Consider the following 25,381-nt stretch of genomic DNA (forward strand, 5'->3'; position numbering starts at 1 on the left):
ATGCCGATGATTGGCACTAGAATCCAACAGCGCTTGTGTGCCACCTTCCAATTACGCGAATTCTTAATTTCAATAATGACAGGCCGTTCATTGTTCGTTGTTTTGCTCGGCGCGTTGTGGCTGGGGGCCGGCGGGTGCAGCACGTCCCCGCCGCAGTCGGCCGCGCGCACGACGGTCGACAGCGCGCGCGCCGCGTACGACAGCGGCGACTACGGGCGCACGATCGCGTTGCTGAGCCATGCGAAGGAGATCGACGGCGCGGACATCAACACGCAGGTCGCCGCGCACAAGCTCCTCGCATTCAGCTATTGCGTAACGAACCGCGTCGCGCAGTGCCGCGCCGAGTTCTCGAGGATTCTCGACCTCAACCCGCGCTTCGACTTGTCCGCTGCCGAGAAGGGCCATCCGATCTGGGGGCCCGCGTTCGAATACGCGCGCCGCAGACATGCGTCGTCATCCTGAACGAACCGGTCGACACCCGAGCGCTTCATCCACCGAGCGACGTATGACATGCAACTGATCGTGATCGAACATGCCGGCGAGCCGGTCGAAAACGACTCCTACGACGCCGTCGTGTTTCATCCACCGGGCGGCACTATCGGCCGCGCCAGCGACAACCATCTGGTGCTGCGCGACGACACCCGGCAGATTTCGCGGCTGCAGGCACTGCTGCAGGTCGGCGACGACGCGTGCCTGCTGAAGAACCTGAGCAGCGTCTCGACGATCGAGGTGAACCGCGAGCCGGTCGGTTACGCGCAGGAGCGCCCGCTCAATTCCGGCGACATCATCCGCATCGGGCCTTACGTGCTGCGAGCGGAGCGCGACGACGGCGACGACGCGCCGGTCATCGACATGGCGCCCGATACCGGAGTGCACGTCGACAGGCGAGGCGCGCCGGAAGCCGCCGCCCCGCAATCGTCGCGCCCGCCCTCGCCTTCGCCTTCGCGCGACGATGCGAAAGGCGCCGGCAACCGACTATGGGGGCTGCTCCAGGATCGTCTCGCGCCGCGCGGCAAGGCGGCGGATGCCGGTACACGGCCGGGCGGTCCCGCACGCGCGGATGCCACGCAGCCTGCGCATCACCCCGCGCCGGCCGAATCGCCCGCGCCGTCGCAGCGCGACCTGAATCAGTTGTCGACCGATCCGCTCGACCTGTTCGCGCAGTCGTCGGGCGATATCGGCGGCACGTCGGGTACCGCGTCGTCGGCTGCTCGTGGCGATGCGGAGCGCGACACGCCGTCCGCGACGCAGGCCGATCACGCGCCGGAGTGGACGCAGCACGTGCGCGTGCAGCCGGCGGCCGCACATGCCGATACGCGGCCGGCCGACGAACCGGCGCCGCATGCGGCGCGCGCACCGGCACCGCCGACGCCCGACGAGTTGCTGAATGCGTTCTTCGAAGGCGCCGGGCTCGATACGGCCGCCGAATCGCATCAGTGGTCGGCCGAACAGCTCTATATCGCGGGCCAGTTGCTGGCGCTGTTCGCGAACGGCACGGTCGAGCTGCTGTCGTCGCGCAGCATCCTGAAGCGCGAGGTGAAGGCGCACATGACGATGCTGCTCGATCGCGAGAACAACCCGCTGAAGCTGCTGCCCGACGGCGGCGCCGTGCTGCGTCAGATGTTCGGGCTGCCGCTGCCGGGTTTCATGTCGCCGCAGAGTGCGGTCAGCGATGCGTTCCAGGATCTGCACGCACACCAGATCGGCATGGTCGCCGGCATGCGCGCTGCGCTGATGGACCTGCTGACGCGCTTTTCGCCGCAACGGCTGCGTGAGCGTGACGATGCGATGCGCTGGTACGAGAAACGCGTCCCTGCGCTATACAAGGCGCGGATGTGGGATCGCTACGCGGCGACCCATCGCGATACGGTGTTCGCGATCGAGGACGATTTCGCGTCGGTGTTCGGCAAGGCGTTCCTTGCCGCGTACGACGCGGAGGTGGAAAGCTATCGCGGCAGCAGTCGGCACTGAGTCGCCCGACCGCACAGCCGGCAATGACTAAATTGGGATACGCTCGCCCTGCACAGGCAATCGACGCCGGTCAGGAGCGAAATGAGCACATTGTCGGAGACCCTCGATCCATCCGCACCGCCGCCGCGTGTCGCGCGGCTGGTGCTGGTGACGCCGGATGGCGCGGTGGTCGGTTGCCTGCCGCCGATGCCTGTCGCGATTCCGTGGTGGCAGGAAGTGGAGTCGGTCGTGCGTGCCGCGCGCGAGCGCCATCGTGTCGACGTGACGATCCTGCGCCTGCTGGAAACCGCTCGCGACCGGGCACCGGGCGGCGAAGTCACCTATCTGGCCGAGATCGCGGAACCCGTTCCGGCCGAATGCTGGACCGGGAACATCGAACCCCATTCACTGCGCCAGCGCTACGCGCGGCCGGGCGGTCCCGCGGCGGATCTCGGCTGGGCGGCGCGCGTGCTGGCCGATCGCGGCTTGTCGGCGACGGCCAAACCCGTCCAGGTGCGAACCTGGAATCTGTCCAGCGTCTGGCGTATCCCGATTGGCGGCCAATCGGCCTGGCTGAAAGTGGTGCCGCCGTTCCTCGGTCATGAGGGCCGGGTCATCACGGCGCTGGCCGGCCGGCGGGTGCCGACCCTGCTGGGCCATGACGAATGCGGGCGCATTCTGCTCGCGGAGATCCCGGGCGATGACCAGTTCGACGCGGCGCTGCCGCAACTGCTCGGCATGGTGACGCTGCTGGTCGACATGCAGGCTGAGTGGATCGACCGCATCGACGCGTTGCGCACGATGCGCTTGCCCGACTGGAGCGGCGCCAACCTGGCTGCCGATATCGCGGACGTCGTCGAGCGAACCGGCGCTACACTGTCGCGCGACGAACGTGCGTCGTTGCGGCATTTCACGAGCGGTCTGGCGGCCCGGTTCGCCGAAATCGATGCGTGCGGATTGCCGCATACGCTCGTGCACGGCGATTGCCATCCCGGCAATTTTCGCGGCACGCGCTCGGCGCTCACGCTGCTGGATTGGGGCGACAGCGGCATCGGCCACCCGTTGCTCGACCAGTCCGCGTTTCTCGACGCCGTTCCGCGGGACTACGCGGCGACGATCAAGGATCACTGGCATCGCGAATGGCTGGCGAAGCTGCCCGGCTGCGACCCGACGCGCGCCGCCACCCTCCTCGCGCCGATCGCCACGGCCCGGCGCGCGGTGATCTACCAGCGCTTCATCGACAATATCGAACCGTCGGAGCAGATCTACCATCGCGGCGATCCGGCCGACTGGCTGGGCCAGACCGCGGCGCTGGTCGCGACGCCGGAGTGAACGCGGGGTAGTCCTCGCCGACGCGGATGCCATGAATCGCCACGGCATGAAGAAGTGAAACGCCAGAAAAAACGGCGCAGGCCGGGCACGAGACCCGACCTGCGCCGCTCGCGCGCGCCGCACCAAGGCGGACGACGCGCACATGGTCCACCAACCGTCAGACGGCCATCACCGTCACCGACTTCGTGACGAGGTACGGCTCGAGCGCTTCCGGTCCGCCTTCCGACCCGTAGCCCGAATCCTTCACGCCGCCGAACGGCATTTCCGGCCACGGCGTTGCCGGCTGGTTGATCCACAGCATCCCCACCTCGAGGCGCTGCGTGAGCAGGTGCACGTTCGCGAACGAACGCGTGAACGCATAACCGGCCAGGCCGAACGGCAGACGATTCGCTTCCGCGATCGCATCCTCGAGCTTGTCGAAGCCGCGAATCGCCGCGACCGGGCCGAACGGTTCGTTGTTGAACACGTCCGCCTCGAGCGGCACGTTCGCGATCACGGTCGGCGCGAAGAAGTTGCCTTCCGAGCCGATCCGCTCGCCGCCGGTTTCGATGCTCGCACCGACCTTGCGCGCGTTGTCGACGACCGATGCCATCGCGGTGAGGCGACGCGGGTTCGCGAGCGCGCCGAGCGACGTGCCTTCCTCCAGGCCGTTGCCGACCTTCAGCCCTTCCGCGTGCTTGACCAGCGCGCGCGTGAATTCGTCGCGGATGCTGTTGTGCACGAGGAAGCGCGTCGGCGAAATGCAGACCTGCCCCGCGTTGCGGAACTTCGCGCCGCCTGCGGCTTTCACCGCGAGCGCGACATCGGCGTCCTCGGCGACGATCACCGGCGCGTGCCCGCCCAGTTCCATCGTCGCACGCTTCATGTGCTGGCCCGCGAGTGCGGCGAGCTGCTTGCCGACCGGCGTCGAACCGGTGAACGTGACCTTGCGGATCACCGGGTGCGGGATCAGGTACGACGAGATTTCAGCCGGATCGCCGTACACGAGGCCGATCACGCCGGCCGGCACGCCCGCGTCGACGAACGCGCGCAGCAGCGCGGCCGGCGATGCCGGGGTTTCTTCCGGCGCCTTCACGAGGAACGAACAGCCGGTCGCGAGCGCGGCGCTCAGCTTGCGCACGACCTGGTTGACCGGAAAATTCCACGGCGTGAACGCCGCGACCGGGCCGACCGGCTCCTTCACGACGGTCTGCTGCGCGCCGAGGTTGCGCGGCGGCACGATCCGGCCGTACACGCGGCGGCCTTCGTCCGCAAACCATTCGATGATGTCGGCCGCCGACAGCATTTCGACGCGCGCTTCGGTGAGCGGCTTGCCCTGTTCCTGCGTCATCAGCTGCGCGATCGCGTCGGCGCGTTCGCGCACCAGCGCGGCCGCCTTGCGCATCGTCGCCGCGCGCTCGTGCGCGGGCACCTTGCGCCACGCTTCGAAGCCGCGTTGCGCGGCGGCGAGCGCACGGTCGAGATCGGCGATGCCCGCGTGGGCCACCTTGCCGATGACCTTGCCGGTCGCCGGGTTCACGACGTCGATCGTCTTGCCGCTCGCGGCGTCGACCCACTCGCCGTCGATCAGCAGTTGCGTATCCGTATAAGTCACGTTAGCCATCCAGACACCCCTACATTGCGTCGATAAAACGCGCGCTGCCGCTCATGGCTGCGCGCCGGTTGACAGAAAGAGCAAAGCCGCCGGGGCAGACAGGCACCCGGCGGTGCCGACGGCAGGCACACCGGCCCGCCGCCGTTCCGCATGAGGCCGCGCTCAGCGCGCGGCCGCCGTCGCCTTGCGGAGTTTCGCGACGTCCGCCGCCTGCACGGGCGGCGCGCCGTTGTTCCAGCCGGCGCGCATGAACGTCAGCACGTCGGCGATCTGCCGGTCGTTCAACTGGTTCGAGAACGCCGGCATCGGATACGCGGACGGCACGCCATCGATCACGAGCGTGTCGCTGCCGTTCAGCGTCACGTTGATCAGCGACGATGCATCGGCCTCGAGCACGTTCGGATTGCCGGCGAGCGGCGCGAGCAGCGGCGCGTAACCGCGCCCGTCCGCGCCATGGCAATGCAGGCAGTAAGCGTTATACACCTTCGCGCCCGGATCGGCCGCCGGCCGGCCCAGCACCACCTGCGTCGCCTTCGGATCATAGCTGTACGGCGGCGCGCCCGTGCCGCCCGCGGCCGGCAGCGACTTCAGGTAGCGGGAAATCGCCGCCAGATCGTCGTCGTTCAGTGCCTGCGTGCTGTGGTTGATCACGCTCACCATCGAGCCGAACGCCGTGGCGTGCCGGTTCGCGCCGGTCTTCAGGAACTGCGCGACGTCGGCGTCGTTCCAGCGGCCGAGCCCCGTGTTGGGCTCGCCGGTCAGGTTCGACGCGAACCAGTTGTCGATCGGCGCACCCGACAGGAACGCCGCGCCGCCTTCGTCGAGCGCCTTCTCCTGGAAGCCGACGCCGCGCGGCGTGTGGCACGACCCGCAGTGCCCGAGCCCCTGCACGAGATACGCGCCGCGGTTCCACATCGCGTCCTTGGCCGGCTTGTCGGCATACGGCGTCGTGTCGAGGAACACCGCGTTCCACAGCGCGAGCGGCCAGCGCATGTTGAGCGGCCATGGGATGTCGGACGGCCGGTTCGCCTGCTTCACCGGTTCGATGCCGTGCATGAAGTACGCGTACAGCGCCTTCACGTCGTCGTCCTTCAGCTTCGCGTACGACGGATACGGCATCGCCGGATACAGGTGATGGCCGTCTTTCGCGACGCCCGCGCGCAGCGCGCCCGCGAACTCGGCCTCGGTGTAGCCGCCGATGCCCGTGTCCGGATCGGGCGTGATGTTGGTCGTGTAGATCGCGCCCATCGGCGTGACCATCTTCAGGCCGCCGGCGAACGGCGTGCCGCGCGGCGCGGTGTGGCACGCGACGCAGTCGCCCGCTTTCGCGAGATACGCGCCGCGCGCGACGAGCGCGCTGTCGGCCGGCGCCGTCGGCGTGGCGTGCGCGGCCGTGCCGGCCAGCAGTGCGGACAGCGCGAGCAGCGAGGCGCCGAGCGTGTTCAGGGTGAGGTTTCGCATGATCGTGCCTCCCCTCAAGCCGTCTTCAACTGGTTGCCGACCGGCAGCTTGCGCAGCCGCGTGCCGGTTGCCGCGAAGATCGCGTTCGACAGCGCCGCCGCGGTCGCGGCCGTGCCCGGTTCGCCGATCCCGCCCGGCGCTTCGCCGCTCTTCACGAGATGGACCTCGATCGGCGGCGTCTCGTTGATCCGCAGCATCCGGTAATCGGTGAAGTTGTTCTGCACGACGCGGCCGTCCTCGATCGTGATCTCGCCATACAGCGCGCCCGTGATCCCGAAGATGATGCCGCCCTGCACCTGCGCCTCGATCGTGTTCGGATTGACGACCATCCCGCAGTCGACCGCGCACACGACGCGTTTGACCTGCACCTCGCCGTCGTCCACCGCGACGTCGATGACGATCGAGAAGAAGCTGCCGAACGCGTGCATCACCGACACGCCGCGCCCTTGCCCCTTCGGCAGCGACGGGCCCCAGCCGGCCGCCTTGGTCGCGACGTCGAGCACGTTGAGCGCGCGCGGCGTCTTGCCGAGCAATGCACGGCGGTACTGCACAGGGTCGGTCTTGGTCTGCGCGGCCAGCTCGTCGATGAAGCTCTCGACGACGAAGGTGCTGCGCGTCGGCCCGACGCCGCGCCAGAACGCGGTCGGTACGTGGCGCGGCTCCTGCCGCACGTAGTCGATCAACTGGTTCGGCAGGTCGTACGGCAGGTCGGTGGCGACCTCGACCGCGTCGGGATCGACGCCATCCTTGAACGCGGGCGGCGCGAAGCGCGCGAGGATCGACGAGCCGACGATCCGGTGCTGCCATGCGACCGGCTTGCCATTCGCGTCGAGGCCGGCCGAGATCTTGTCGTAGTAGTAAGGCCGGTACATGTCGTGCTGGATGTCTTCCTCGCGCGTCCAGATGACCTTCACGGGCGCGTTGACCTGTTTGCCGACCTTCACGGCCTGGCCGATCATGTCCGTTTCGAGCCGCCGTCCGAAGCCGCCGCCCAGCAGGTGGTTGTGCACGACGATCTTGTCCGGCGGAAAGCTCGTGAGCCGCTGCACGGTATCGACCGCCCGCGTCGGCACCTGCGTGCCGACCCAGATTTCGCAGCCGTCGCTGCGCACGTGCACCGTGCAGTTCACGGGTTCCATCGTTGCGTGTGCAAGGAACGGCTGTTCGTAGACGGCGTCGATGCGCGTCTTCGCACCCGCGAACGCCTTGCCGACGTCACCGTCCTTGCGTGCGACCGCGCCCTTGCCGTTCGCCGCGGCCTGTGCGAGATCGGCGACGATGTCCTTCATCGATACCTTCGCGTTCGCGCCTTCATTCCACTTGACGACGAGCGCCGACGCGCCGCGCTTTGCGGCCCACGTGTGATCGCCGACCACCGCGACCGCGTTGTCGACGCGCACGACCTGGCGCACACCGGGGATCTTCTTCGCGGCGGTGTCGTCGACGCTCGCGACCGTGCCGCCGAACACCGGGCTGTTCACGATCACCGCGTACAGCATGCCGGGCACGCGCACGTCGAGGCCGAACTGCGCGGTGCCGTCGACCTTCTCCGGCGAATCGAGCCGCTTCGCGGGCGTGCCGATCAGCTTGAAATCTTCCGGCTTCTTCAGCGCGACGTCCTTCGGCACCGGCAGCTTCGCGGCCGCATCGGCGAGCTGGCCGTACGACGCGCGCCGGCCGCTCGGCGGATGCTGCACTTCGCCGTTCGCGGCGCGGCAGGTTGCCGGATCGACATTCCATTGTTTCGCGGCTGCCGCAACCAGCAGCGTGCGCGCGGTCGCGCCCGCGCGGCGCAGCGGCTCCCACGCGTAGCGCACCGATGTCGAGCCGCCGGTGAGCTGGCCGCCCAGCAGCGGATCGAGAAACAGCTTTTCGTTCGGCGGCGCGTGATCGAGCGTCACGCTCGACAGCGGCACTTCGAGTTCCTCGGCGATCAGCATCGGCAGTGCCGTATAAACACCCTGCCCCATCTCGACCTTCGGCATCACCAGCGTGACCTTGCCGGCGCGGTCGATCTGCACGAACGCGTTCGGCGCGAACACGCCGGCGCGCGCGGTTTCATCGCCGTCGCCGCCGATCACCGAACGGCGCGTGTCGTCGCCCGCGGCCGGCAGGCTGAAGCCGAGCAGCAAGCCGCCGCCCGCCGCCGCACCGAGCGACACGCCGAACTTGAGAAACGAACGACGCGACACGCCCGCGGCGGCCCGACCTGCTTCGATCAGTCCTTGCGACATGTCAGGCTCCCTTCGCGGCTTGTTTGACCGCCGCGCGAATCCGGTTGTACGTGCCACAGCGGCAGATGTTGCCGGCCATGGCCGCATCGATGTCGGCGTCGCTCGGGTTCGGGTTCGACGCGATCAGCGCGGTGGCCGCCATCACCTGCCCCGACTGGCAGTAGCCGCACTGGACGACGTCGAGCTCGCGCCACGCCTGCTGGACCTTGTGGCCGGCCGGCGTCGCGCCGACGGCTTCGATCGTCGTGATCTTGCGGCCCGCGACGGCCGCGACCGGCAGCACGCACGAGCGTGCGGCGACGCCGTCGAGATGCACGGTGCACGCGCCGCATTGCGCGATCCCGCAGCCGAACTTCGTGCCGGTGAGGCCGACGACGTCGCGCAGCACCCAGAGCAAGGGCATGTCGTCGGGGGCGTCGACCGTGCGGGTTTCGCCGTTGATGTTAAGGGTGACCATACAGCCTCCGGGGCCGGTGTATTGGGGAAACGGCGCGAACGGCACGCCGTGCGGGGTCGTCATGTTCATCGCCGTCGCGCGGTGCGCCACGGGTGCCGCGCGGCCCGGGTGGGGCGAGCCGCGGCGGTGGTCCTGCGGTTGTTACTCGGCCACGTCGAGGCCCGACAGCACCTTGATGACCGGCGGCGCCGTGAACCAGTCAGCCGACTTCGCGCGGAATTCGCCGAAATACGGGCTGGCGAGGTGCGCGTCGAATGCGGCCTGATCGTCGTAGATCTCGTACAGGTGCAGGTTCGGCGAGCCGTCCTGCTCGCGGAACAGGTCGTAGCGCCGGTTGCCCGGTTCGGTGCGCGTCTTGGCGACCATGCTGCGCAGTTCGGCTTCGGCTGCCTGCGCGTGTTCGGGTTTCACGAACAGCGAAGCAATCACGTGAAGCGCCATCTTGTCACTCCTTTCGAAACGGAATCGAGCATGCCACAAGCCGGCGTCGCGTGACGCCGGCGTGCAGCCGTATGCAGTTGCCGTGCGGTGGTATCAGGCCAGTTCGTCCGGGCCCACGCGCACGACGACCTTGCCGAAGTTCTTGCCGGCGAGCAGGCCGATCAGCGCGTCCGGTGCATCGGCCAGGTCGGGGACGACATCTTCCAGCGTCTTCACCTTGCCCTGCGCGACCCACTCGCTCATCTCCTTCATGAACGGCGCATAACCGGTCGCATAGTGATCGAGGATGATGAAACCCTGGATCCGGATGCGTTTGCGCAGGATCGTGCCCATCAGTGCCGGTACGCGGTCACGGCCGCTCGACACGGCGGTGTCGTCGTATGCCGAGTCGTTGTAATGCGCGATGATCCCGCACACGGGCACGCGCGCGTGCTCGTTGAGCAGCGGCCAGACCGCGTCGAACACGGCCCCGCCGACGTTCTCAAAATAGACGTCGATGCCGTTCGGGCACGCGTCTTTCAGCTTGGCCGCAAAGGCCGGATCGCGGTGGTCGACGCAGGCGTCGAAGCCGAACGTTTCAGTGACGTACGCGCACTTGTCGGCGCCGCCCGCGACGCCGATCACGCGGCAGCCCTTCAGCTTCGCGATCTGGCCGACCACCGCGCCGACCGCGCCGCTCGCCCCCGCGACGACCACGGTTTCGCCGGCCTTCGGCTCGCCGATCTTCAGCAGCCCCGTATAAGCGGTGAAGCCCGGCATGCCGAGCACGCCGAGCGCGTACGACGGATGCGCGAAGTCGCGGCCGAGCGGAATCAGGTCGCGGCCGTCGGACAGCGCATAGTCCTGCCAGCCGGCGCCCGCGACGACGAGGTCGCCTTCGCGGAACGCGGGCAGGTTCGACGACACGACGCGGCTGATCGTGCCGCCCACCATCACGCCGCCGAGCTCGACCGGCGGCGCATAGGACGGCGCGTCGCTCATCCGGCCGCGCATGTACGGGTCGAGCGACAACCAGACCGTGCGCAGCAGCACCTGGCCGGCGCCGGGCGTCGGCACGTCGCCGGACTCGGAGCGGAAATCATTCGGCGTCGGCGCGCCGACCGGGCGCGAATTCAGGATGATCTGGCGATTTGCGGTCTTGCTTTGCGGCATGTGAGCCTCCGTCAACAGGAATAAACGTGCTTCGTGGGCACGATCGGTTATCAGGGATGGACCAGCAGAAGATGCGCGCATGTGGCAGCGGCAGCGTCGGCGGTCAGGCCGTCGCGGTCGCACACGTGCGGTTGAAATGATCGGGACAGCGTAACGCGGAGCAAGGCGTTCGTCATGCGTGATTGAGTAGACCAGTCGTCTAGAATCAGGGTAAAAACAAGGCGCGCTCATGCGCGCCCGGCTTACGACTGCGCTCCGTCATGCGCGGCCGGCGGCAGGTTCAGCATGCGCCGCGTTTCGGCCATCGCTCTTTCGAGCGGCTTGCGGTTGCGGTGAATCTTTTCCAGCAGCGTCGCGCCGAGCCACAGCTCGTAAAGGATCGCGGCCGTATGAGGCGGATCGTCGACCGCGCTCAGCGAGCCGTCGGCCAGCCCTGCCTCGATGCCGCCCGCGAGCCGCTCGATGATCTGGCTCGTGCCGTTCCGCAGCACCGCGCGCATCGCTTCCGACAGGTCCGACACTTCCGCGCCGAGCTTCACCGCCAGGCACTTGCCTTCCGGATCGTTGGCGCACTGCGTGTGCAGCCAGTTGCCCCAGTACGTCATCAGGCGCTCGGCGCCCGTGCCGGCCTGATGCTTGAACAGGTTGTCGAGATGCGCGAGATAACCTTCGAAATACGATTCGAGCAGCGCTTCGCCGAATGCCTCTTTCGAGCCGAAGTAATGGTAGAACGAGCCCTTCGGGATGCCCGCCGCAGCGAGAATCTCGTTCAGACCGACCCCCGAAAACCCCTTGTGGAGCATGATCGGCTTCGCGATATTCAGGATGTGCTGGCGAACTTCCGCGCCTGAAGATGCATTCATGATGGCGTATGGTAGCAACGATTAGACCGGTCGTCTAGTAACCTCGAACCGGCATGTTTAGCGGCACTTTACCCGATCCTCTCCGGGCGCCCAATGCCCGGCCGGCTTTCTCCGTCACCTGCTCCCGCATAACCGCGTGCCGGCGTCACACGAGCGACTCGGTTTCGTCGCACGCGTTTCATCGATCTCCCGCATAAATACGCGCGGCGCATCTGCCGGCGAGCGCGAAACCGCGGCCGGCATTGCACACGTGTGCAATGCGCCGGACTGTCGTTGCCTCCTCCCGAACCCGTGACCAGGAACGCCCATGACTGCTTCGAAACCCGAACGCCCGTCCGCGCCGAACCGCCGGCGCTTCATCCAGCGCGGCGCCGCGCTGACCCTGTCGCCGCTCGTCGGCACGCTGGCCGCCTGTGGCGGCGACGGCAGCACGACGTCCGCGTCGTCGTTCGCCGCCGCCGGCGCGGCGGATGCGTCCGCGCGCAGCTACGGCATCGCCGATCGCTCGATCACGATCAACGTCGTCAATGCGATCCCGTCGACGACGCTCGCGTTCGGCAACGCGGCGAGCCAGAGCGGGTCGGTGCCGCAGGCGTCGCAAGCGCTGGTTGCAACCGGGCAATCGACTGCCGTCAGCGCGTCGAACAGCTGGGGCGATTGCGCGGGATCGTTCAACCTCGGCGGCGGCGATGCATCGTTCGCGATCTCGTACACGCATCCGTTCGGATCGCAACCGACCACCGTCAGCGTTACGCCGTCGGCCGGCTACGTGTCGGGCGCGGACGCCGCCACGTTTCCCGGCCACGACTCGGTCGCGAATCTCAACCTGTATCGCGGCGTCGCGACCGCGAACGGCGCCTGGGTCGTCCCGCTCGCGCAGCTCGCGACGCCGCCGGCCAACAACTGCCAGGATTTCGCGAACAGCATGTTCGGCAGTAACGTGCGCACGGCCGCGGCGATCCAGTCGGCCTACCAGAGCACCGGCCCGCTCGGCTACGTGCCCCCCGCCGACTTCACCGGCGGCCAGCTTGCGGGTTTCGTTGCGCAATGGGTGCAGCGCTGGCAGAACGGCGCGTCGTATGGCGAGCTGCCCGGCGCCGATGCGCAGCTCGTCGATGCGCTGAAGCAGTACGTGTCCACGGCATCGAGCGCCGGCCCGCTGACAATGTGGGTGCCGCAGATCGCGTGGCAGGCCGGCTCCGATCCGGCCGTGTTCGCGCTGACGGGTTATCGCGCGTTTCCGTTCGTCGATGCGCAAGGCAACTGGATCGCGGACACGCTGACCGCGTTCCTGACGCTGCTGGCGGCCGGTTCGCACCTCGTCGCGATCAGCGCGACGAGCGACCTGCCGGCGGGCGTCACGATGCAGGCGTTCGACAGTTTCATGGGGGCGAGCGGGCTGACGACATCGACGGATATCGGCAATTCGCACTACGCGTCGGTCGTGAACACGACGGGCCGTTATTACCTGAGCGTCGGCAGCGATTTCGCGCCGGCGAACTGTGGGCTGATCCTGTCGTTCCTGTACGGGCGCACGGTGAACAACCTGCTCGCGGGCGCCGGCACGTACAACACGTTCATCCAGCTCGAAGGCTGGCAAGCCGGCGGTTCGCGTCACAACGCCGATTACGCGACGTATCAGCAGACGCTGTGGAATATCTCGACGTATGGCGCGTCCGCGTACAGCGAGAAGCGTGCGACGTCGATCTTCCTCGCGCCGGCCGGCTGGACGCCGCAGGTCTATCAGACGACGCGGATGATGCCGTACGTCGGTGCCTACGCGCAGTCGAACGGCACGCCGCAGGGCTGGCTGAACACGTCGCTTGTGACGATACCGGCGGACGCGCCGCCGCTGCCGTCGAAGTATGTGCTGAGCTGAGTTGAATGGGCAGGCAGGCGTTTCCGGTGCGGCGCATCTCGCCTGTTTCGCCGCTTGCCTGCCTCGGTGTGCGTCGGTGTGCCTCAGCGTGCGTCGTCTTCGGCTGACGCACGCCGGCTGCTGGTTTCGCCGTCAACGCGCCGCTTCGTCGGCACGCTTTCGCGTGCGCGTTCTTCGCTCGTCTCGCTGCGCGGCCGGCGCCGTCTTGGCGCCGCGCAGCGGGGCCCGGCGCGCGAGCACCGTCATCTCTCGTCTCAGCGCATCGAGCTCCTTGCCGCGCGCCGCATCGGTCGCCTGCGCACCGTCGAGCTGCCCCTGAAGGACGCCGCATCGATGCAGCGCGTCGCCGAGTTGCGTCTGCAGCGTGGCGATGTCTTTGCGGTGCTGCGCATCGCGTTGTTCTGCGCGCGATGCCGTGGCATCGAGTTCCTTTTGCAGCCGCGCGGCGGCGAGCCGCTCGCGATCGATCTCCTGAAGCGCCCGCTTCTCCGATGCGCGCAAGCGTTCCTCGGCCCGGCCCGCGTCGTCGCGCAGCCGGTCGAGCTGGGTGGTGAAATCCGCGCGAGCCTGCACGAGTGCGCGATCGCCTTCCGTGTTGTCGGCCTTCAGGCGTTCGACGTCCGATTGCAGTGCGCGCCGCGACGCGTCGTCCGCCGCCCTCACCTGCTCCAGTTCCTGAATGCGCACCTGCGCGGTCAGCAGCGCGGCTGTGCGTTGTTCCAGCGCTGTTTCGGTACGGCCGAGTTCGGCCTGCAGCGCGGCGACTTCCGCGTTCGCCGCCGCCCGCTCGGCTTCGACTTCCGCGCGCAGTGCGTCGAGCGCGGTGGCCGCTTCGGTGCTCGATCGATTCCACAATGCCGCGACCAGCTCGCCGGCTGCCGCCTGCAGATCGGCCGGCAGGTCGGGATGTTCGATACGGACGCGACTCTTTTCCCTCAGTTCCGCCCAGAACTCGCCGAGGACGGCCGTCGGCGTGCTCATGCTGCCCTTGCGAACGAGCTGGTACAGGCGGTTCGCGGTGGGCGTGATGCCGAAGCGGAAGAACAGCAGCGCGCAGGCTTCGCGATACAGCTCGCGGGTTTTCGGGAAGTCGGCCTTGAGGCGCTCGATTTCGGCGGTCAGGCGGGGTTCGTCGGCAGCGAGATCGGACATGGCGGGTTTCGTCGGTGATTTCTTCAATAATATAACGTAAACCGTTAAATATCCAATCATCGCGATCTATTGATTTGACATTATTTCTATAATGTTGAGATAGAAGGATGCCGGCGCGGCGCGCGGAATCTCGGCCGTCTGTCTGCACAAATTTGTAACTGCCTCTCTTTCAGCGATTGACGTGCGGCGAAGCCTTGTCCAATAAGGCGCGGCGACACAGCAGTCGACTGGAATTGGAGCGAGGGCGGTCGCTTACAAATGGTGTCGTATGACGGACAGCTGGCGGCGGTCTTCGCAATTTTGTACCTATCCGAGCGGCATGTGACGGGCCCTGGGTCGCTGCGGGTACTGCATTTCCGTACACTAGATGCGATGCCTATGTACCGGCGGCACCTGTGGAGGGCGCGTGACACCCTTGCGTTTATACGTGGACACCGAGTTCACTGATTTTCTGGATTGCGACCTGATCCGCATCGCGATCGTGTCCGCGGACGGTCGAGAATTTTATGGTGAGCGCTCCGATTTCGATCTCCGGAGCTGCAGCGAGTTCGTGCGCGCGGCGATCTTGCCAGTTCCCTGATCGAGGGTTCACGCGCGAAAGATTGCACGATACGTTGCTTGGGGGGGGCTCCATCAATTTTCTGGCGAGCCTGAGCCACGGATACTGTGTTTTGATTACGGCGGGGACTGGGAGCTACTGGTTGACCTGCTCGGCGACGTACCGATTGGTTCGCAGGCTTGCCATCTTGGAGGCGCGTCGTTGGATCACCACAAAATGGAAGCGTATTACCGCAAACACGGCGGACGACACCGCGCACTTCATGACGCGCGTGCGAATTGCTACGCGGCGCTCGCAACTGTTTCTGACTAGGGCGCCATCCGCCGCGTCGTTCTTGTTGCGGATGTTGAACGCCTTTACGAATTCCCCTGGCATCAGCTTGACCTGATGCCCCATCAGCACCAGCTTGCGTGCCCAGTGATGCGCTCCGCCGCACGCTTCCATTCCGATAAGGCAAGGGGACCAGTTCGCGAAATGTTCAAGAAACGCAGCGCGTCTGATTGGCTTGTTCGCAACCTCGCCAGTGTCATGGTCTACGTAATGCACCTGGAAAACCGTCTTTGCAATGTCGATTCCAACTGGTGTCAGATTCATCGCTAGCCTCCGCTTCGCCGTGAAGATCCAGGTGATCTTGCGCTATGCGCTCGCTCATGTCGAAGGCCTGCGCCTCACGATACGGGAGGGAGGCGTCCATACCATTTCTCTCAAGAGTTGGAGCCTCCATAAAACTCGGTACGGTTCACAGTTCGGGAGGAGTTACAAAATTCTGCAACCATCTGATAGAAGAACAATATTGCGCAAAGAGCATTTGCACAATTTTGCAACCGCCCAACCACCCAGCCGCTGAATGCTGTTGGAGGGGAGTTACAAAATTTTGCAACCAAACAACTCGCCTGCGACGCCTCGTATCACGCAACCGAGGGGCGCAATCGAAGTCGCGAGCCACGGGGCACCTTTGCCCCACCACAACAAATTCGCACGAAGGCCCTCCCCAAGTCTGCGCGCACCATGTCGCCGCGAACTACCTAAACGGCGAGGCCAATGAAAAGCCCAGCGAGAGGCTGCCCCCCCCCCCAAGAGCGTCGATGATCGCCGCCAAAAACATCCCTTAAAGGCGGACGAAGCCCCCCCCTTGAAGACCCTCGGCTCCTACACCAAAAAGAGATATATGCCAATAAAATTCCTGTGAAACATGGTAACCTCGAATAAGAAATCGGCAGTTGATGTGGCGCCGCCAGCGGCACCATCACGCCAAAAAATATCCCAGGACCACCAATGGCAAAAATCCTTCTGTTCGTACATGGCACAGGCGTACGGGAATCTGGCTATTTGGCATCAAAATACCTTATCGAGCAGAAACTAAAGCTTTACGGTGCCGAAAAATCGAAAGCCGGCACGACACGTCAACCCGTGCGCTTCGCTGAGTGTTTTTGGGGCGCCGAGCTTGGTGCGCGACTTAAGTTTGGGGGGGCGTCTGTCCCCCTGTACGAAGAAACTGCCGGGCGTCGCGACGAGAAGAGCTCCGCGCCGGAGCAATCCTGGGATTTGCTACTGCTGAATCCTTTGCTCGAGTTGCAGGCCTTTGTTTTACGGGGTGACGGGGGGCACTCGTCTGCGGCCGTACGCTCTCCGAACCAGACACCACCCGCAGACGTGTTGCGGGCGAAATTTGCCGCCTTGCCCGGCAACCAGGGCGTGGTCGACGCACTTGCCCCGTACACCGTTCCTGCGCCAGATGGTGTAGTGGACGCCGCTGCCAGCCTTAAGACGATTGTTGAATGGATAATCGCGTCCGAGCCCTTTGTCGATGCCCAAAGAAGTCCGGTTTCGGGGAAGGATGGCCACCGCGAGGTGCTGGCGCGGGCCGTGCTTGCTTCAGTGTTGAAGCAGGCCTTGTTCAATGGATTACCGGTACCTGACGAAGACGGTTGCAAGGAGTTGACTAAGATCATCGCCCAAGCAATAGCTTTCGATACCCGTGGCGTGGCTGGCCTGTTACTGAACCCACTTCAGTCAGTAGGCGCGTCAATAGGCACATGGTATTCGCGCCGCAATCGTGCGGAACTGACTGATGGCACGGCACCGGCGGCTGGCGACATCTTGGTGTACCAGGCGCGTGGCGCGGAATTGCGCGACTTCATCTGGGACAAACTCGTCGCACTTTCCCATCATGAAGTCTATTTGATGGCGCACAGCCTGGGCGGCATCGCTTGTGTGGAAACGTTGATCGAACGAGGGAGGCGAGACAATCTCAAGCATTTGATTACCTTCGGTTCGCAAGCGTCATTCCTCTACGAAATCAATGCCTTGCGCACATTGCCCAATGACAGGAAGCTACCGGCGAACTTTCCTGCCTGGAGCAACTTTTACGATCCCAATGACTTGCTCAGCTACTTGGGACAGGGAGTCTTCGGTGATCTGGTGAAGGACTACCGCGTAACGAGCAAGTTGTCGTTTCCGGCAGCGCATAGTGCGTACCTGAGCCATGAGCCCTTCTGGCGCCAAGTATTCAACTTGTTCGATGATGCTTGATGTCGCCCCTGACCAAGTTTACGCCGTTGTGGTCGGTATTGATCACTATGGGTATGGGCCTGACTGGACGCTTGCCGGCCCGGCGCGGGACGCGCAGCGATTTGCCGACTGGTTGCTGGGCCAGGGTGTCCCGCTGAAGAACATCGCTGTCTTTCTCTCTGAGTCGAGCTGGCAAGAACCAGAGATCAAAGCTTGGAAAGCGCGACTGCGGGACGAGATTTCTGAGAGGCTTGCCACTGCCGATAGAATCAGCAGCTATTTCGCCGCAGAACTCTTTCCGAAGCTCAGGACACTGCGAAGACAGCCATGCGCGCTCCTGGTGTACTGGGGCGGTCATGGTGTGTTGGACGACCGCGAATGGCGCCAGTATTTGTTGACGACCGACGCGGAGCCCAACAATCCCAAGTGCATTTGTGTGCAGCACATGCTGCGCGCCGCCGCCTGCCGCTCGATGGAGCATGTGCAGAAGCAGGTATTGATTTTTGATGTTTGTGCAACCAGCTTCGGCTCGCTGGGCGAGACCAACCAGCCCATGGTGGTCGCGCTCTCCGGCACCGGCGAGTTCGCGCTGGCGACGACGCAATACCACATCTATGCCGCATCCAAGGGACAGCAGACGAAAGACGACAAGGAGAAGCAGCGCGGCGTATTTTCCGCCCTCTTCCTGCAAGCTCTGGCCAACCAGAACTCATGCACCTTGGCGGACGTTGAAGCGGCCTTTAAGGCGATCGAGCATCACCCGGAACTGGAAGACCAATATCCGGTGTTGCGCAAGGATGGCTATTCAGTCGATCATCGGGGACGCGCGAATCCGCCGCTGTCCTCCCTTGCGCGGGATTTGCTAAGCGTTACTGCGGGTCTGAGGTTGAACCCGAAATCGACCCAGCGCGCTTATCTGCGCTCACTGCCTTCTTCTGGCCGGAGTGTCACTGGCACCGACCTTCAGGCATATATCAAAGACCTGGACGATACCCGGCCGGAGTTTGATGATGCCGCACCGCCGTTGATCGAGTTCGCTAAACGCCTCGCGGACATCTGCAACAAGCCAGAACTGGCGCAATGGGCCCGTGCCAATGCCCCCGATGGCACCTATATGCTTCTGGAGGGGAAACTGGACGCAGAGCTTAGGGTCGCACAGAGACCGCATGCTGATTTGTTTGTGCTGATGGAGCAGCGCGACAGCGCAGCCATTCAGTGGTGGCTGGAAACGCCTGATGATCGATCGGACACCCAACGAATGACCATAGCCTGCGCTCCAGGCAACCCTCTGCCGACGCTGCAAGAACATCTACCCGACATCATTGATACGGCCTTGGGATATATCTATGACAATCAGGATTTACGCATCGGCTTCATCGTTCCGACCGAATTGTTGATCGCCGGATTTGAGAACATCATCGTAAACTCGGAAACTGGTGACCGCCGCCCTCTAATCGCCGGCTATCAGGTTCTTTATCATTGGGCTGAGCCGCTCACGGTGTCGAATTTGCACCCTCGATTCGTCAGCCGTCGCCGAGAGACGCAGCTCGCTATATCCAACTACATCACAAACGGCGGTAGCGCTCGCCTTGTTTGGTTGAACGCTGGCAGCGCAGACGGTGCCAACCCGAAGTTCTATGATGCAACCGCGCAGCAAATTGGCACTCCGGGTCCTGTTTGCCTTGCTCTTGAGCATGTATCTTCCGATTCGGAAGATACCAGGATTCACTCCCTTGCTGCATCGTTGCGGGCGGGAATTCCGTGCTTGTTATGGCTACCACAGCCAGACGATCCGGGCCAGAGTGAAATCAGGCGTGCCAAGGTACAGCGTTCGTTTGATCGCCATGAACTTGCTCGTGCGCCACTTCGGGTGCCGCACGAGCAAGCGAACGACTATGAAATGCCCACGATAGAGGGGCTGGGCATCGTATGGGATTTACCAGAATACCTTCCCAAAGCCGCCCGTCATCAACATCGATTTCACGACCCATCATGAAGAAGCCTCGCAACGACAAGCTCCGGCCCGACTGGCGTGTCTACCTCGGCAACCGCCAGGAGCGCGAATGCTGGGATCTGCCCGAACCGCCACCATGGCGGCCGCGTCGTGCCTTGCCCGAGAGCGTACCGGCAGACGAGAAGCGCCCACCCTTGGCTGCTGCCACTATCAATAACGGTAGAACCTATCAAGTGGACGACGACGCCATCCAGATGGTTAATGCCGCGATCCACCTTCGCCGCCCCTTGCTGGTCACCGGTAGCCCCGGCAGCGGCAAATCTACGCTGGTCGATTCCATTGCCTATGAGTTGGGCTTGGGTGAGCCCTTGCGCTGGGGGGTGACCTCACGCAGCACACTGCGCGACGCGCTGTACAGCTATGACGCGATCGGTCGCGTGCAACACCAGCAGCAAGACGCAGTGAACACGCAGCTTGTCACCATCGGGAATTTCATTGAACTCGGTCCGCTCGGTACGGCCATGCTACCGTCGCACCGACCGCGGATTCTCTTGATCGATGAGATCGACAAAGCCGACTTCGACCTGCCTAGCGATCTACTCAATATTCTCGACGAAGGCCGATTTCATATTCCTGAATTGAGTCGCCTAGGCCGACAAGATATTGAGGTGCAAGGCTTTGGCGGCAACGGCAAAGTCCGAATTACCGACGGCAGAGTCGAGTCTTATGAATTTCCTCTGGTCATTCTCACCAGCAACGGTGAGCGTGATTTTCCAGCCCCGTTTCTTCGCCGGTGTCTGCAGCTTCGAATGCCCGACCCGTTTGCGAACCGCGAGCGCTTGACTGCCATTGTCGCGGCGCACTTGGGCGCGTCTATGGCGGAGCGTTCGAGCGACTTGATCACCGAGTTTATCGATCGCGCCCAACGCGGCGAGTTGTTAGCGACGGATCATTTGCTCAATGCAGCGCAACTGGTCATGGGCGCCTACGCAATGAACGACGATGATAGAGCGTCCCTCCGTAACCGACTGCAAACCGGGTTGGGACGAAAGAGCTGATGCACGAGGCCCTCATTCATTGTCTGGCCACGGCTGGACTGACGTCAGGTGCAGACGAAGTCCTGGATATCGTCTGGCTGGCGGCCCGTATCGACGCCGCAAACGAGGCCAAACGCCCAGCACGGGAGGCAGAGGGCGAGGATGAGATGCGCGCCGAAGCGGCCGAAGTCAGCCCCCCCGTTACCGACGAGTCGACAGCGATCAGACCGCAGCCTGCCGCTGCCCTGGCCTCTTCCCCGGTGCCGCAAGTACATAGGGAGTCGCTGTATGCCGATACAGTCACCGGCACTTTGCGCGGCGACACACTGCTCGTGCCGGGTGTAGCACGTATCGCGGCAACGGAGCACTACCGGCGTGCCCTGACGCCTTTTGCGCGGCGTGTACCATCGTGGCGAAACGGAATATTAGATGAAGAAGCGACCGCCACACACGCAGCCGACAGCGGTGTCTGGTTACCAATCATGCGGCCCAGGCGCGAGCGACAGTTCGACGTGGCGCTGGTGATCGAAGACTGTACGAGTGCGGAGATTCGCCGCCAAGCGCTGGGCGAACTTGCCACGATCCTGCGCCAGGATAGCGGCTTGCGCCACGTGGACGTCTACCGTCTCAGCGGAGACGTCCATTTGCGTCTGACGAACATAGGCAACGGCCGCGACTATGGCATGCAAACGCTGGCCGGCGACAACCACGGCAGACTGGTGATCTTTGCCACGGATGGAACCAGTAAACGGTGGCGCAATGGTAGCGTACAGCGGTTCATCCACGGCCTGGGACAGAGGACATCCGTGAGCATGTTGCACATGCTGCCGCGTGCCGCGTGGCGCCATACTCACATTGGCGCCCCGAGTCTGATGCTGTATTCCTCGGCTCCCGCCGGGCCCAACACCCGAATGGGCTACGAAGCGCCGTGGTGGCTGGATGACAGCGAAGACGAGGGCTTGGTTATTCCCTTGCTTGAGTTGGATCCCGCGAGTATCGGTGCATGGGCACGCGGCATTAGCAGCCAGGGCGGCGCCATGCCTGGGGTCTATATCAGCATCCCGAAGACCGAAATGACCGAGCCTGCTCCGGATACCGCGCCAACTCCAGGCGAACGAGTCGCACTGTATCGCAGCATCGTTTCGACTGCCGCCTACGACATGGCAGTGTTCCTCTCACGCATCGATCCTGTCACGCTACCCATCATGCGCTTGGTGCAACGGACGATGCAGCCCGACACTGACGAGGGGGTATTGGCCGAAGTGCTGGTAGGCGGCCTATTGCAGCGCCAAACAATCGATGATGGCGGACAAGAGCGGCATTACCGTTTTTTTGCGGGCGTGGCCGAAGCACTGTTCAAAGAGCTCCGGTATAGCGAAGAAGACCGCATCAAGGAACAACTGCGACGGGTGGGTGATGCGCTCGCGGAGAGCGCTAGACGAGAGAGTGCTCACTTGGCCACGTTTGAATCCCCGGCCGGGAATGCCCGGTTGAGCGAGTGGGCCTTGCCATTCGCAGACGTCTCTCGTACGGTTCTGGAAAACTGGCGGGCGCCAGAGGTTTCGGTCGAGGCATCGACGCGTCCCCCTGAAGAGCCACAAGTCTTTGTGGGCCGAGAACAGGAACTCGGGCACCTTCGGGCATGGCGGGCCGTCGCCCAAACCGAGTCCGCGACACCGCTTATGATCACCGGTCCCGCCGGTATCGGCAAGACATCCTTATTGGATTACTTCCTGTCGCATGGGTTGCCAACACAACACCAGGCCGCGGACTACGTACGCGTGAATGCCACACCAGGCACTCCACTACTGGACACGCTGGCGACTCATTGGCCAGACCGGCCACAAGAAGGCAATTCCGCCGACTGGCTTTTTGACCGCCTACGTCAAAGCAGGCGTCTGGTCGTTATCGACGATATCGATACCGAGGCTGCCTACGAAGAATGCGTTGCACTGAATCGTCAGGCCTACGACTTCCCTATGCTGCTTGCCGGACGGTACGCAGTCGGTGATTCGACTCGGCGCGAGAACTGGACTGTGATGAAACTGGACGGTCTGAATGTCGAAACGAGCACGACGCTGCTGCGCCGTCTGAGCGACAGCGCAATGCCGCAGTATGAGTTGATCGGCGCTATTGCCAAAGCGCTATTCGGGCTGCCGCAAGCACTGTATATCGCAGCCAAGATATTGAACAATTCACTATTGCAAGATAACCTGTCGTATTGGCTGGGTCTTGACCGGCAAACGTTCAAAGCGTCCGCTAGCTTGCCTGAAGCAGAGAATTGCTTTGACGATTTGGTACGTCGCTGTACACCGTACTATCACGATCTATGCCTGCGCTGGCCGTTCAAGTTGGGACGTAACGTTAAACCGCTTCAACGCCTGGCATTGCTGGCCCACGGCCCCATGGATGGGGCCACTGACAATCTGGCCAATGCCATCATTGCGCTACCGCGCAATACCTCCACGCGTAGCGACGACGTGCCGGACGCCGCGAACATCTGGGAAGCAGCACATGCCCTGAATCTCGTCCAGCAACGCGAAACGCTGCGACTTGTTCCTCTGTATGCAGCATGTCTTCGCGCGCAATATCCCGAACTTGCCGCGCCGGCCATGGAGCAATGGACAGCATGGATTCTCAAGCGCGTAGAGGGGGGGGAGTCGGATTGGCCTGAGTTGGATTCAGCGAGAACCGCTTTGGAAGAGTGGCTGGAGCGCAGCCCTCCCGATGCCGGCAACAGAATCGGAGATGGCTTTATAGCGTATGCGATGGAAGTCGGCCCGATGACGGCGTGGCGCAGCTTCTGCCATCGCATGGCAAGCGTGCACAAGGGCCTGTTACGGGCCAAATGGCACCTCCACGCCGCGACCTTGGCGCAACACGATAACCATCAAGCCATTGCCATGATGGAGTTGCACAAGGCTGCGGAGATCGCAGACCAAAGCAGTGAGCCCGGCGCAGCAGAGATCCTGGCCAAAGTCGAAGCGCTACGGCGCACCCTGCGTGGGACTACGCCGCATCCGCCGCCCGTGACTGCCAATATTCAGCTCCGTGACTACCAACACTGGTTGTCGCGGATGGCCGTTCAGGCAACCGAAAACGCCAACTTAAATGGCGGTCGCATAGGGCTTGTATTGCAGCCCATCGGCACTGGAGTGACCAATACACTGATTGACTACGTTATTGAATGCCGTCGCCTAAAACAGACAGTGAATCTGCCGTACATCATTGTTGCAAACAGCACGTCAATTGCCGCGGATATCAGTGATTCTTTTCTTCGCTCCAAAGCAGTCGAGCTATCCGGCCAGCCGCTGACATCGACTGTTAATTCAGGCGATGAGTTAGATTATCTCTTATCGAAAAAACGGCGGCACATCATAGTAACAACGGCGCATTGCTTGAGAAAACTGCGAGATGCGGAGGATCGCGCTTGCTTGATCATAGGCCTGAATTTGCATCATCAGTCGCTCACAAATCTAAAATTATTTAAGAGAGCAATTCGAATTCAATTCGGCGATGAGCGGTTACTATTAGGGCGTTCTGCGATCGGGGCTTTCGGTCCGCTTATCGCACAGTACAGCCGCAATCAAGCCGTGGAGGCGGGCTATTTGGTCGCACCGCGAATTCGTCGTGATCGAGTTTTGCTCGGCCACAAAATCGATAAGCATCGACTGTTTGAGGATGTAAAGATATTTCAAGAGATTTACAAAAAAATATTCGATGAGCGCTTGCGCTCGGGAAGGCAACCTGGGAAAGTCATCTTTATAACAAAAGACATCGCTACCGCCACACTAGCAATGAATTTTTTGAGGGAAATTCCAGAACCGACACTGACTCCAATTATGCTTGGAGCCGGTCAATTTCGAGATAAACAGTTGCAGAAATTTTCCAATGTCCCCAACGCCTCGTTGCTGGTGACGTCAGCACAAGTCGCATCGCTGAGTTTGATCAATATCGATACTTGCTATCTGTTAAGCAAGCTTTCCCCCTCAGCCCTGTTGCGTGTGGAGTCATTTGTCAATCGCCCCCGGAACAACAACATAGCAGGAGAAATTGTGGATTTTGCTCGAAATGATTTACGGATCATTGAATCGGCGAAATGGCGCGGTAACCAATTGGGTGAAAACGCGCGCCCCTCTTGAGCGACGGGATCGAGAATTCCGGAAGCTCGTCAGTGATTTCCGCCAAACGACCAAGCATCGGCGGGAAGGAGTACGTAGGCTTGCCTTAGATCGAAGCCGTAGACGACGCCTCACCTTGCGGCTGGCCCCGCGCGGGGCCGCATGAACGACCACGTCGGCGCCGAAGCCAAGACCGCCGCGACGGCCCCAAGCAGGAACGCCCGGTGGTAGCCGTTATTGAGCGCGACGACGGCATCCGCACCGACGGCGACCAACCATCGGTGCGTGCGGCCGCCAAGCTTGCCAGGCCCATCGCGTCCAGCACGATTATCGGCATGCCATGCCTCGTTAAACGTCGGCCACTCGGAAAGATTGACCAATTTCCCGCACACTCGGCGCTCCGAATACTCGGCTATTCCGGGGCAGTTTCCTTCAACTACGGCGCTCGCCATTGGGACCTCCTAGTACTATCACTATCCAAGGGCTAGCAAGGGCATGGCCTGAAGACTAGATCGGCTTTCGTCAGTTCGGTAGGAGGATTTACAGAATTCTGTAACCGCCTAGCCGCAGAGCCGCTAAATGCCGTTGGAGGGGAGTTACAGAATTCTGCAACCAGACGTCTCGGTTGTCGGTGTGCACGATTTTGTAGCCGCCCCCCCCTCGCGAGGGATCCGGCGGCACGAC

17 protein-coding genes and 1 pseudogene are annotated in these 25,381 nt (G+C 63.3%); 9 read left to right on the forward strand and 9 right to left on the reverse strand.

Annotation, left to right across the window (positions count from 1 at the left end):
- Nucleotides 1–75 precede the first annotated feature (75 nt).
- The 3 genes from VL15_RS07400 to VL15_RS07410 all read left to right on the forward strand — a co-directional run bounded on the left by VL15_RS07400 (nucleotide 76) and on the right by VL15_RS07410 (nucleotide 3,282).
- The gene (locus tag VL15_RS07400) at nucleotides 76–462 is read left to right on the forward strand and encodes a TssQ family T6SS-associated lipoprotein (protein ID WP_048244454.1); all 387 of its coding nucleotides are present in this window, start codon (nucleotides 76–78) and stop codon (nucleotides 460–462) included.
- A gap of 48 nt (nucleotides 463–510) precedes the next feature.
- Entirely contained in the window at nucleotides 511–1,971 is a 1,461-nt protein-coding gene (gene tagH / locus VL15_RS07405; protein ID WP_048244455.1) for a type VI secretion system-associated FHA domain protein TagH, read from the forward strand.
- Nucleotides 1,972–2,199: 228 nt separating this feature from the next.
- Nucleotides 2,200–3,282 (forward strand): phosphotransferase family protein, encoded by a 1,083-nt coding sequence (locus VL15_RS07410; RefSeq protein WP_196319554.1) that lies wholly within the window; start codon nucleotides 2,200–2,202, stop codon nucleotides 3,280–3,282.
- 157 nt (nucleotides 3,283–3,439) lie between these two features.
- On the opposite strand, the gene VL15_RS07415 is transcribed toward VL15_RS07410, so the two are convergent.
- From VL15_RS07415 to VL15_RS07445, 7 genes are all read right to left on the reverse strand, one after another.
- Nucleotides 3,440–4,885 carry an NAD-dependent succinate-semialdehyde dehydrogenase gene (locus VL15_RS07415; protein WP_048244459.1) on the reverse strand — a complete coding sequence of 482 codons (1,446 nt, stop codon included), beginning with the start codon at nucleotides 4,883–4,885 and terminating at the stop codon, nucleotides 3,440–3,442.
- Nucleotides 4,886–5,038: 153 nt separating this feature from the next.
- Nucleotides 5,039–6,337 (reverse strand): c-type cytochrome, encoded by a 1,299-nt coding sequence (locus VL15_RS07420; protein WP_048244461.1) that lies wholly within the window; start codon nucleotides 6,335–6,337, stop codon nucleotides 5,039–5,041.
- Between the two features lie 14 nt (nucleotides 6,338–6,351).
- Nucleotides 6,352–8,571, reverse strand: a complete 2,220-nt coding sequence (locus VL15_RS07425; RefSeq protein WP_048244463.1) for a xanthine dehydrogenase family protein molybdopterin-binding subunit — start codon at nucleotides 8,569–8,571, stop codon at nucleotides 6,352–6,354.
- 1 nt (nucleotide 8,572) lies between these two features.
- Nucleotides 8,573–9,028 carry a (2Fe-2S)-binding protein gene (locus VL15_RS07430; RefSeq protein WP_048244466.1) on the reverse strand — a complete coding sequence of 152 codons (456 nt, stop codon included), beginning with the start codon at nucleotides 9,026–9,028 and terminating at the stop codon, nucleotides 8,573–8,575.
- Between the two features lie 141 nt (nucleotides 9,029–9,169).
- The gene (locus tag VL15_RS07435) at nucleotides 9,170–9,469 is read right to left on the reverse strand and encodes a putative quinol monooxygenase (RefSeq protein ID WP_048244468.1); all 300 of its coding nucleotides are present in this window, start codon (nucleotides 9,467–9,469) and stop codon (nucleotides 9,170–9,172) included.
- Nucleotides 9,470–9,562: 93 nt separating this feature from the next.
- Nucleotides 9,563–10,621 carry an NADP-dependent oxidoreductase gene (locus tag VL15_RS07440; protein ID WP_048244470.1) on the reverse strand — a complete coding sequence of 353 codons (1,059 nt, stop codon included), beginning with the start codon at nucleotides 10,619–10,621 and terminating at the stop codon, nucleotides 9,563–9,565.
- A gap of 242 nt (nucleotides 10,622–10,863) precedes the next feature.
- Nucleotides 10,864–11,484, reverse strand: a complete 621-nt coding sequence (locus VL15_RS07445) for a TetR/AcrR family transcriptional regulator (protein ID WP_048244472.1) — start codon at nucleotides 11,482–11,484, stop codon at nucleotides 10,864–10,866.
- Nucleotides 11,485–11,791: 307 nt separating this feature from the next.
- On the opposite strand from VL15_RS07445, the gene VL15_RS07450 reads away from it, so the two are divergent.
- Complete coding sequence (locus VL15_RS07450) at nucleotides 11,792–13,363, forward strand: hypothetical protein (protein WP_048244474.1); 1,572 nt, start codon at nucleotides 11,792–11,794, stop codon at nucleotides 13,361–13,363.
- Nucleotides 13,364–13,495: 132 nt separating this feature from the next.
- Here VL15_RS07450 and VL15_RS07455 read toward each other — a convergent pair whose 3' ends face one another.
- Complete coding sequence (locus tag VL15_RS07455; protein WP_048244477.1) at nucleotides 13,496–14,515, reverse strand: DNA-binding protein; 1,020 nt, start codon at nucleotides 14,513–14,515, stop codon at nucleotides 13,496–13,498.
- Nucleotides 14,516–14,921: 406 nt separating this feature from the next.
- Between VL15_RS07455 and VL15_RS43105 the strand changes: the two genes are divergently transcribed.
- The gene (locus VL15_RS43105; RefSeq protein ID WP_230684368.1) at nucleotides 14,922–15,095 is read left to right on the forward strand and encodes a hypothetical protein; all 174 of its coding nucleotides are present in this window, start codon (nucleotides 14,922–14,924) and stop codon (nucleotides 15,093–15,095) included.
- A 293-nt stretch (nucleotides 15,096–15,388) separates the two neighbouring features.
- On the opposite strand, the pseudogene VL15_RS39700 reads toward VL15_RS43105, so the two are convergent.
- Nucleotides 15,389–15,668: pseudogene (locus VL15_RS39700) on the reverse strand (IS110 family transposase); the annotation flags it as partial.
- Nucleotides 15,669–16,349: 681 nt separating this feature from the next.
- Here VL15_RS39700 and VL15_RS07465 point away from each other — a divergent pair.
- From VL15_RS07465 to VL15_RS07480, 4 genes are read left to right on the forward strand one after another with little or no spacing between them, the layout of a single operon-like run.
- Nucleotides 16,350–17,606: a hypothetical protein gene (locus VL15_RS07465; protein WP_155420143.1), complete on the forward strand. Its 1,257-nt coding sequence runs from the start codon at nucleotides 16,350–16,352 to the stop codon at nucleotides 17,604–17,606.
- Nucleotides 17,596–19,581, forward strand: coding sequence for a caspase family protein (locus VL15_RS07470; protein ID WP_048244481.1), 1,986 nt, complete (start codon nucleotides 17,596–17,598; stop codon nucleotides 19,579–19,581). Before VL15_RS07465 ends, VL15_RS07470 begins: the two co-directional genes overlap by 11 nt.
- The gene (locus VL15_RS07475) at nucleotides 19,578–20,597 is read left to right on the forward strand and encodes an AAA family ATPase (protein ID WP_053077591.1); all 1,020 of its coding nucleotides are present in this window, start codon (nucleotides 19,578–19,580) and stop codon (nucleotides 20,595–20,597) included. The genes VL15_RS07470 and VL15_RS07475 overlap by 4 nt, the downstream gene beginning before the upstream one ends.
- Nucleotides 20,597–24,718: an SAV_2336 N-terminal domain-related protein gene (locus VL15_RS07480; protein ID WP_048244483.1), complete on the forward strand. Its 4,122-nt coding sequence runs from the start codon at nucleotides 20,597–20,599 to the stop codon at nucleotides 24,716–24,718. Before VL15_RS07475 ends, VL15_RS07480 begins: the two co-directional genes overlap by 1 nt.
- Nucleotides 24,719–25,381 lie beyond the last annotated feature (663 nt).

Source organism: Burkholderia cepacia, assembly GCF_001039005.1.
Lineage (GTDB): Bacteria > Pseudomonadota > Gammaproteobacteria > Burkholderiales > Burkholderiaceae > Burkholderia > Burkholderia theae.

Excerpts from the sequence above, each read along its gene's own strand:
- VL15_RS07400 (WP_048244454.1), top strand. The coding sequence starts at position 76 with ATGACAGGCCGTTCATTGTTCGTTGTTTTGCTCGGCGCGTTGTGGCTG.
- tagH (WP_048244455.1), top strand. The coding sequence starts at position 511 with ATGCAACTGATCGTGATCGAACATGCCGGCGAGCCGGTCGAAAACGAC.
- VL15_RS07415 (WP_048244459.1), bottom strand. The coding sequence starts at position 4,885 with ATGGCTAACGTGACTTATACGGATACGCAACTGCTGATCGACGGCGAG.
- VL15_RS07420 (WP_048244461.1), bottom strand. The coding sequence starts at position 6,337 with ATGCGAAACCTCACCCTGAACACGCTCGGCGCCTCGCTGCTCGCGCTG.
- VL15_RS07425 (WP_048244463.1), bottom strand. The coding sequence starts at position 8,571 with ATGTCGCAAGGACTGATCGAAGCAGGTCGGGCCGCCGCGGGCGTGTCG.
- VL15_RS07430 (WP_048244466.1), bottom strand. The coding sequence starts at position 9,028 with ATGGTCACCCTTAACATCAACGGCGAAACCCGCACGGTCGACGCCCCC.
- VL15_RS07435 (WP_048244468.1), bottom strand. The coding sequence starts at position 9,469 with ATGGCGCTTCACGTGATTGCTTCGCTGTTCGTGAAACCCGAACACGCG.
- VL15_RS07440 (WP_048244470.1), bottom strand. The coding sequence starts at position 10,621 with ATGCCGCAAAGCAAGACCGCAAATCGCCAGATCATCCTGAATTCGCGC.
- VL15_RS07445 (WP_048244472.1), bottom strand. The coding sequence starts at position 11,484 with ATGAATGCATCTTCAGGCGCGGAAGTTCGCCAGCACATCCTGAATATC.
- VL15_RS07450 (WP_048244474.1), top strand. The coding sequence starts at position 11,792 with ATGACTGCTTCGAAACCCGAACGCCCGTCCGCGCCGAACCGCCGGCGC.
- VL15_RS07455 (WP_048244477.1), bottom strand. The coding sequence starts at position 14,515 with ATGTCCGATCTCGCTGCCGACGAACCCCGCCTGACCGCCGAAATCGAG.
- VL15_RS07465 (WP_155420143.1), top strand. The coding sequence starts at position 16,350 with ATGGCAAAAATCCTTCTGTTCGTACATGGCACAGGCGTACGGGAATCT.
- VL15_RS07470 (WP_048244481.1), top strand. The coding sequence starts at position 17,596 with ATGATGCTTGATGTCGCCCCTGACCAAGTTTACGCCGTTGTGGTCGGT.
- VL15_RS07475 (WP_053077591.1), top strand. The coding sequence starts at position 19,578 with ATGAAGAAGCCTCGCAACGACAAGCTCCGGCCCGACTGGCGTGTCTAC.
- VL15_RS07480 (WP_048244483.1), top strand. The coding sequence starts at position 20,597 with ATGCACGAGGCCCTCATTCATTGTCTGGCCACGGCTGGACTGACGTCA.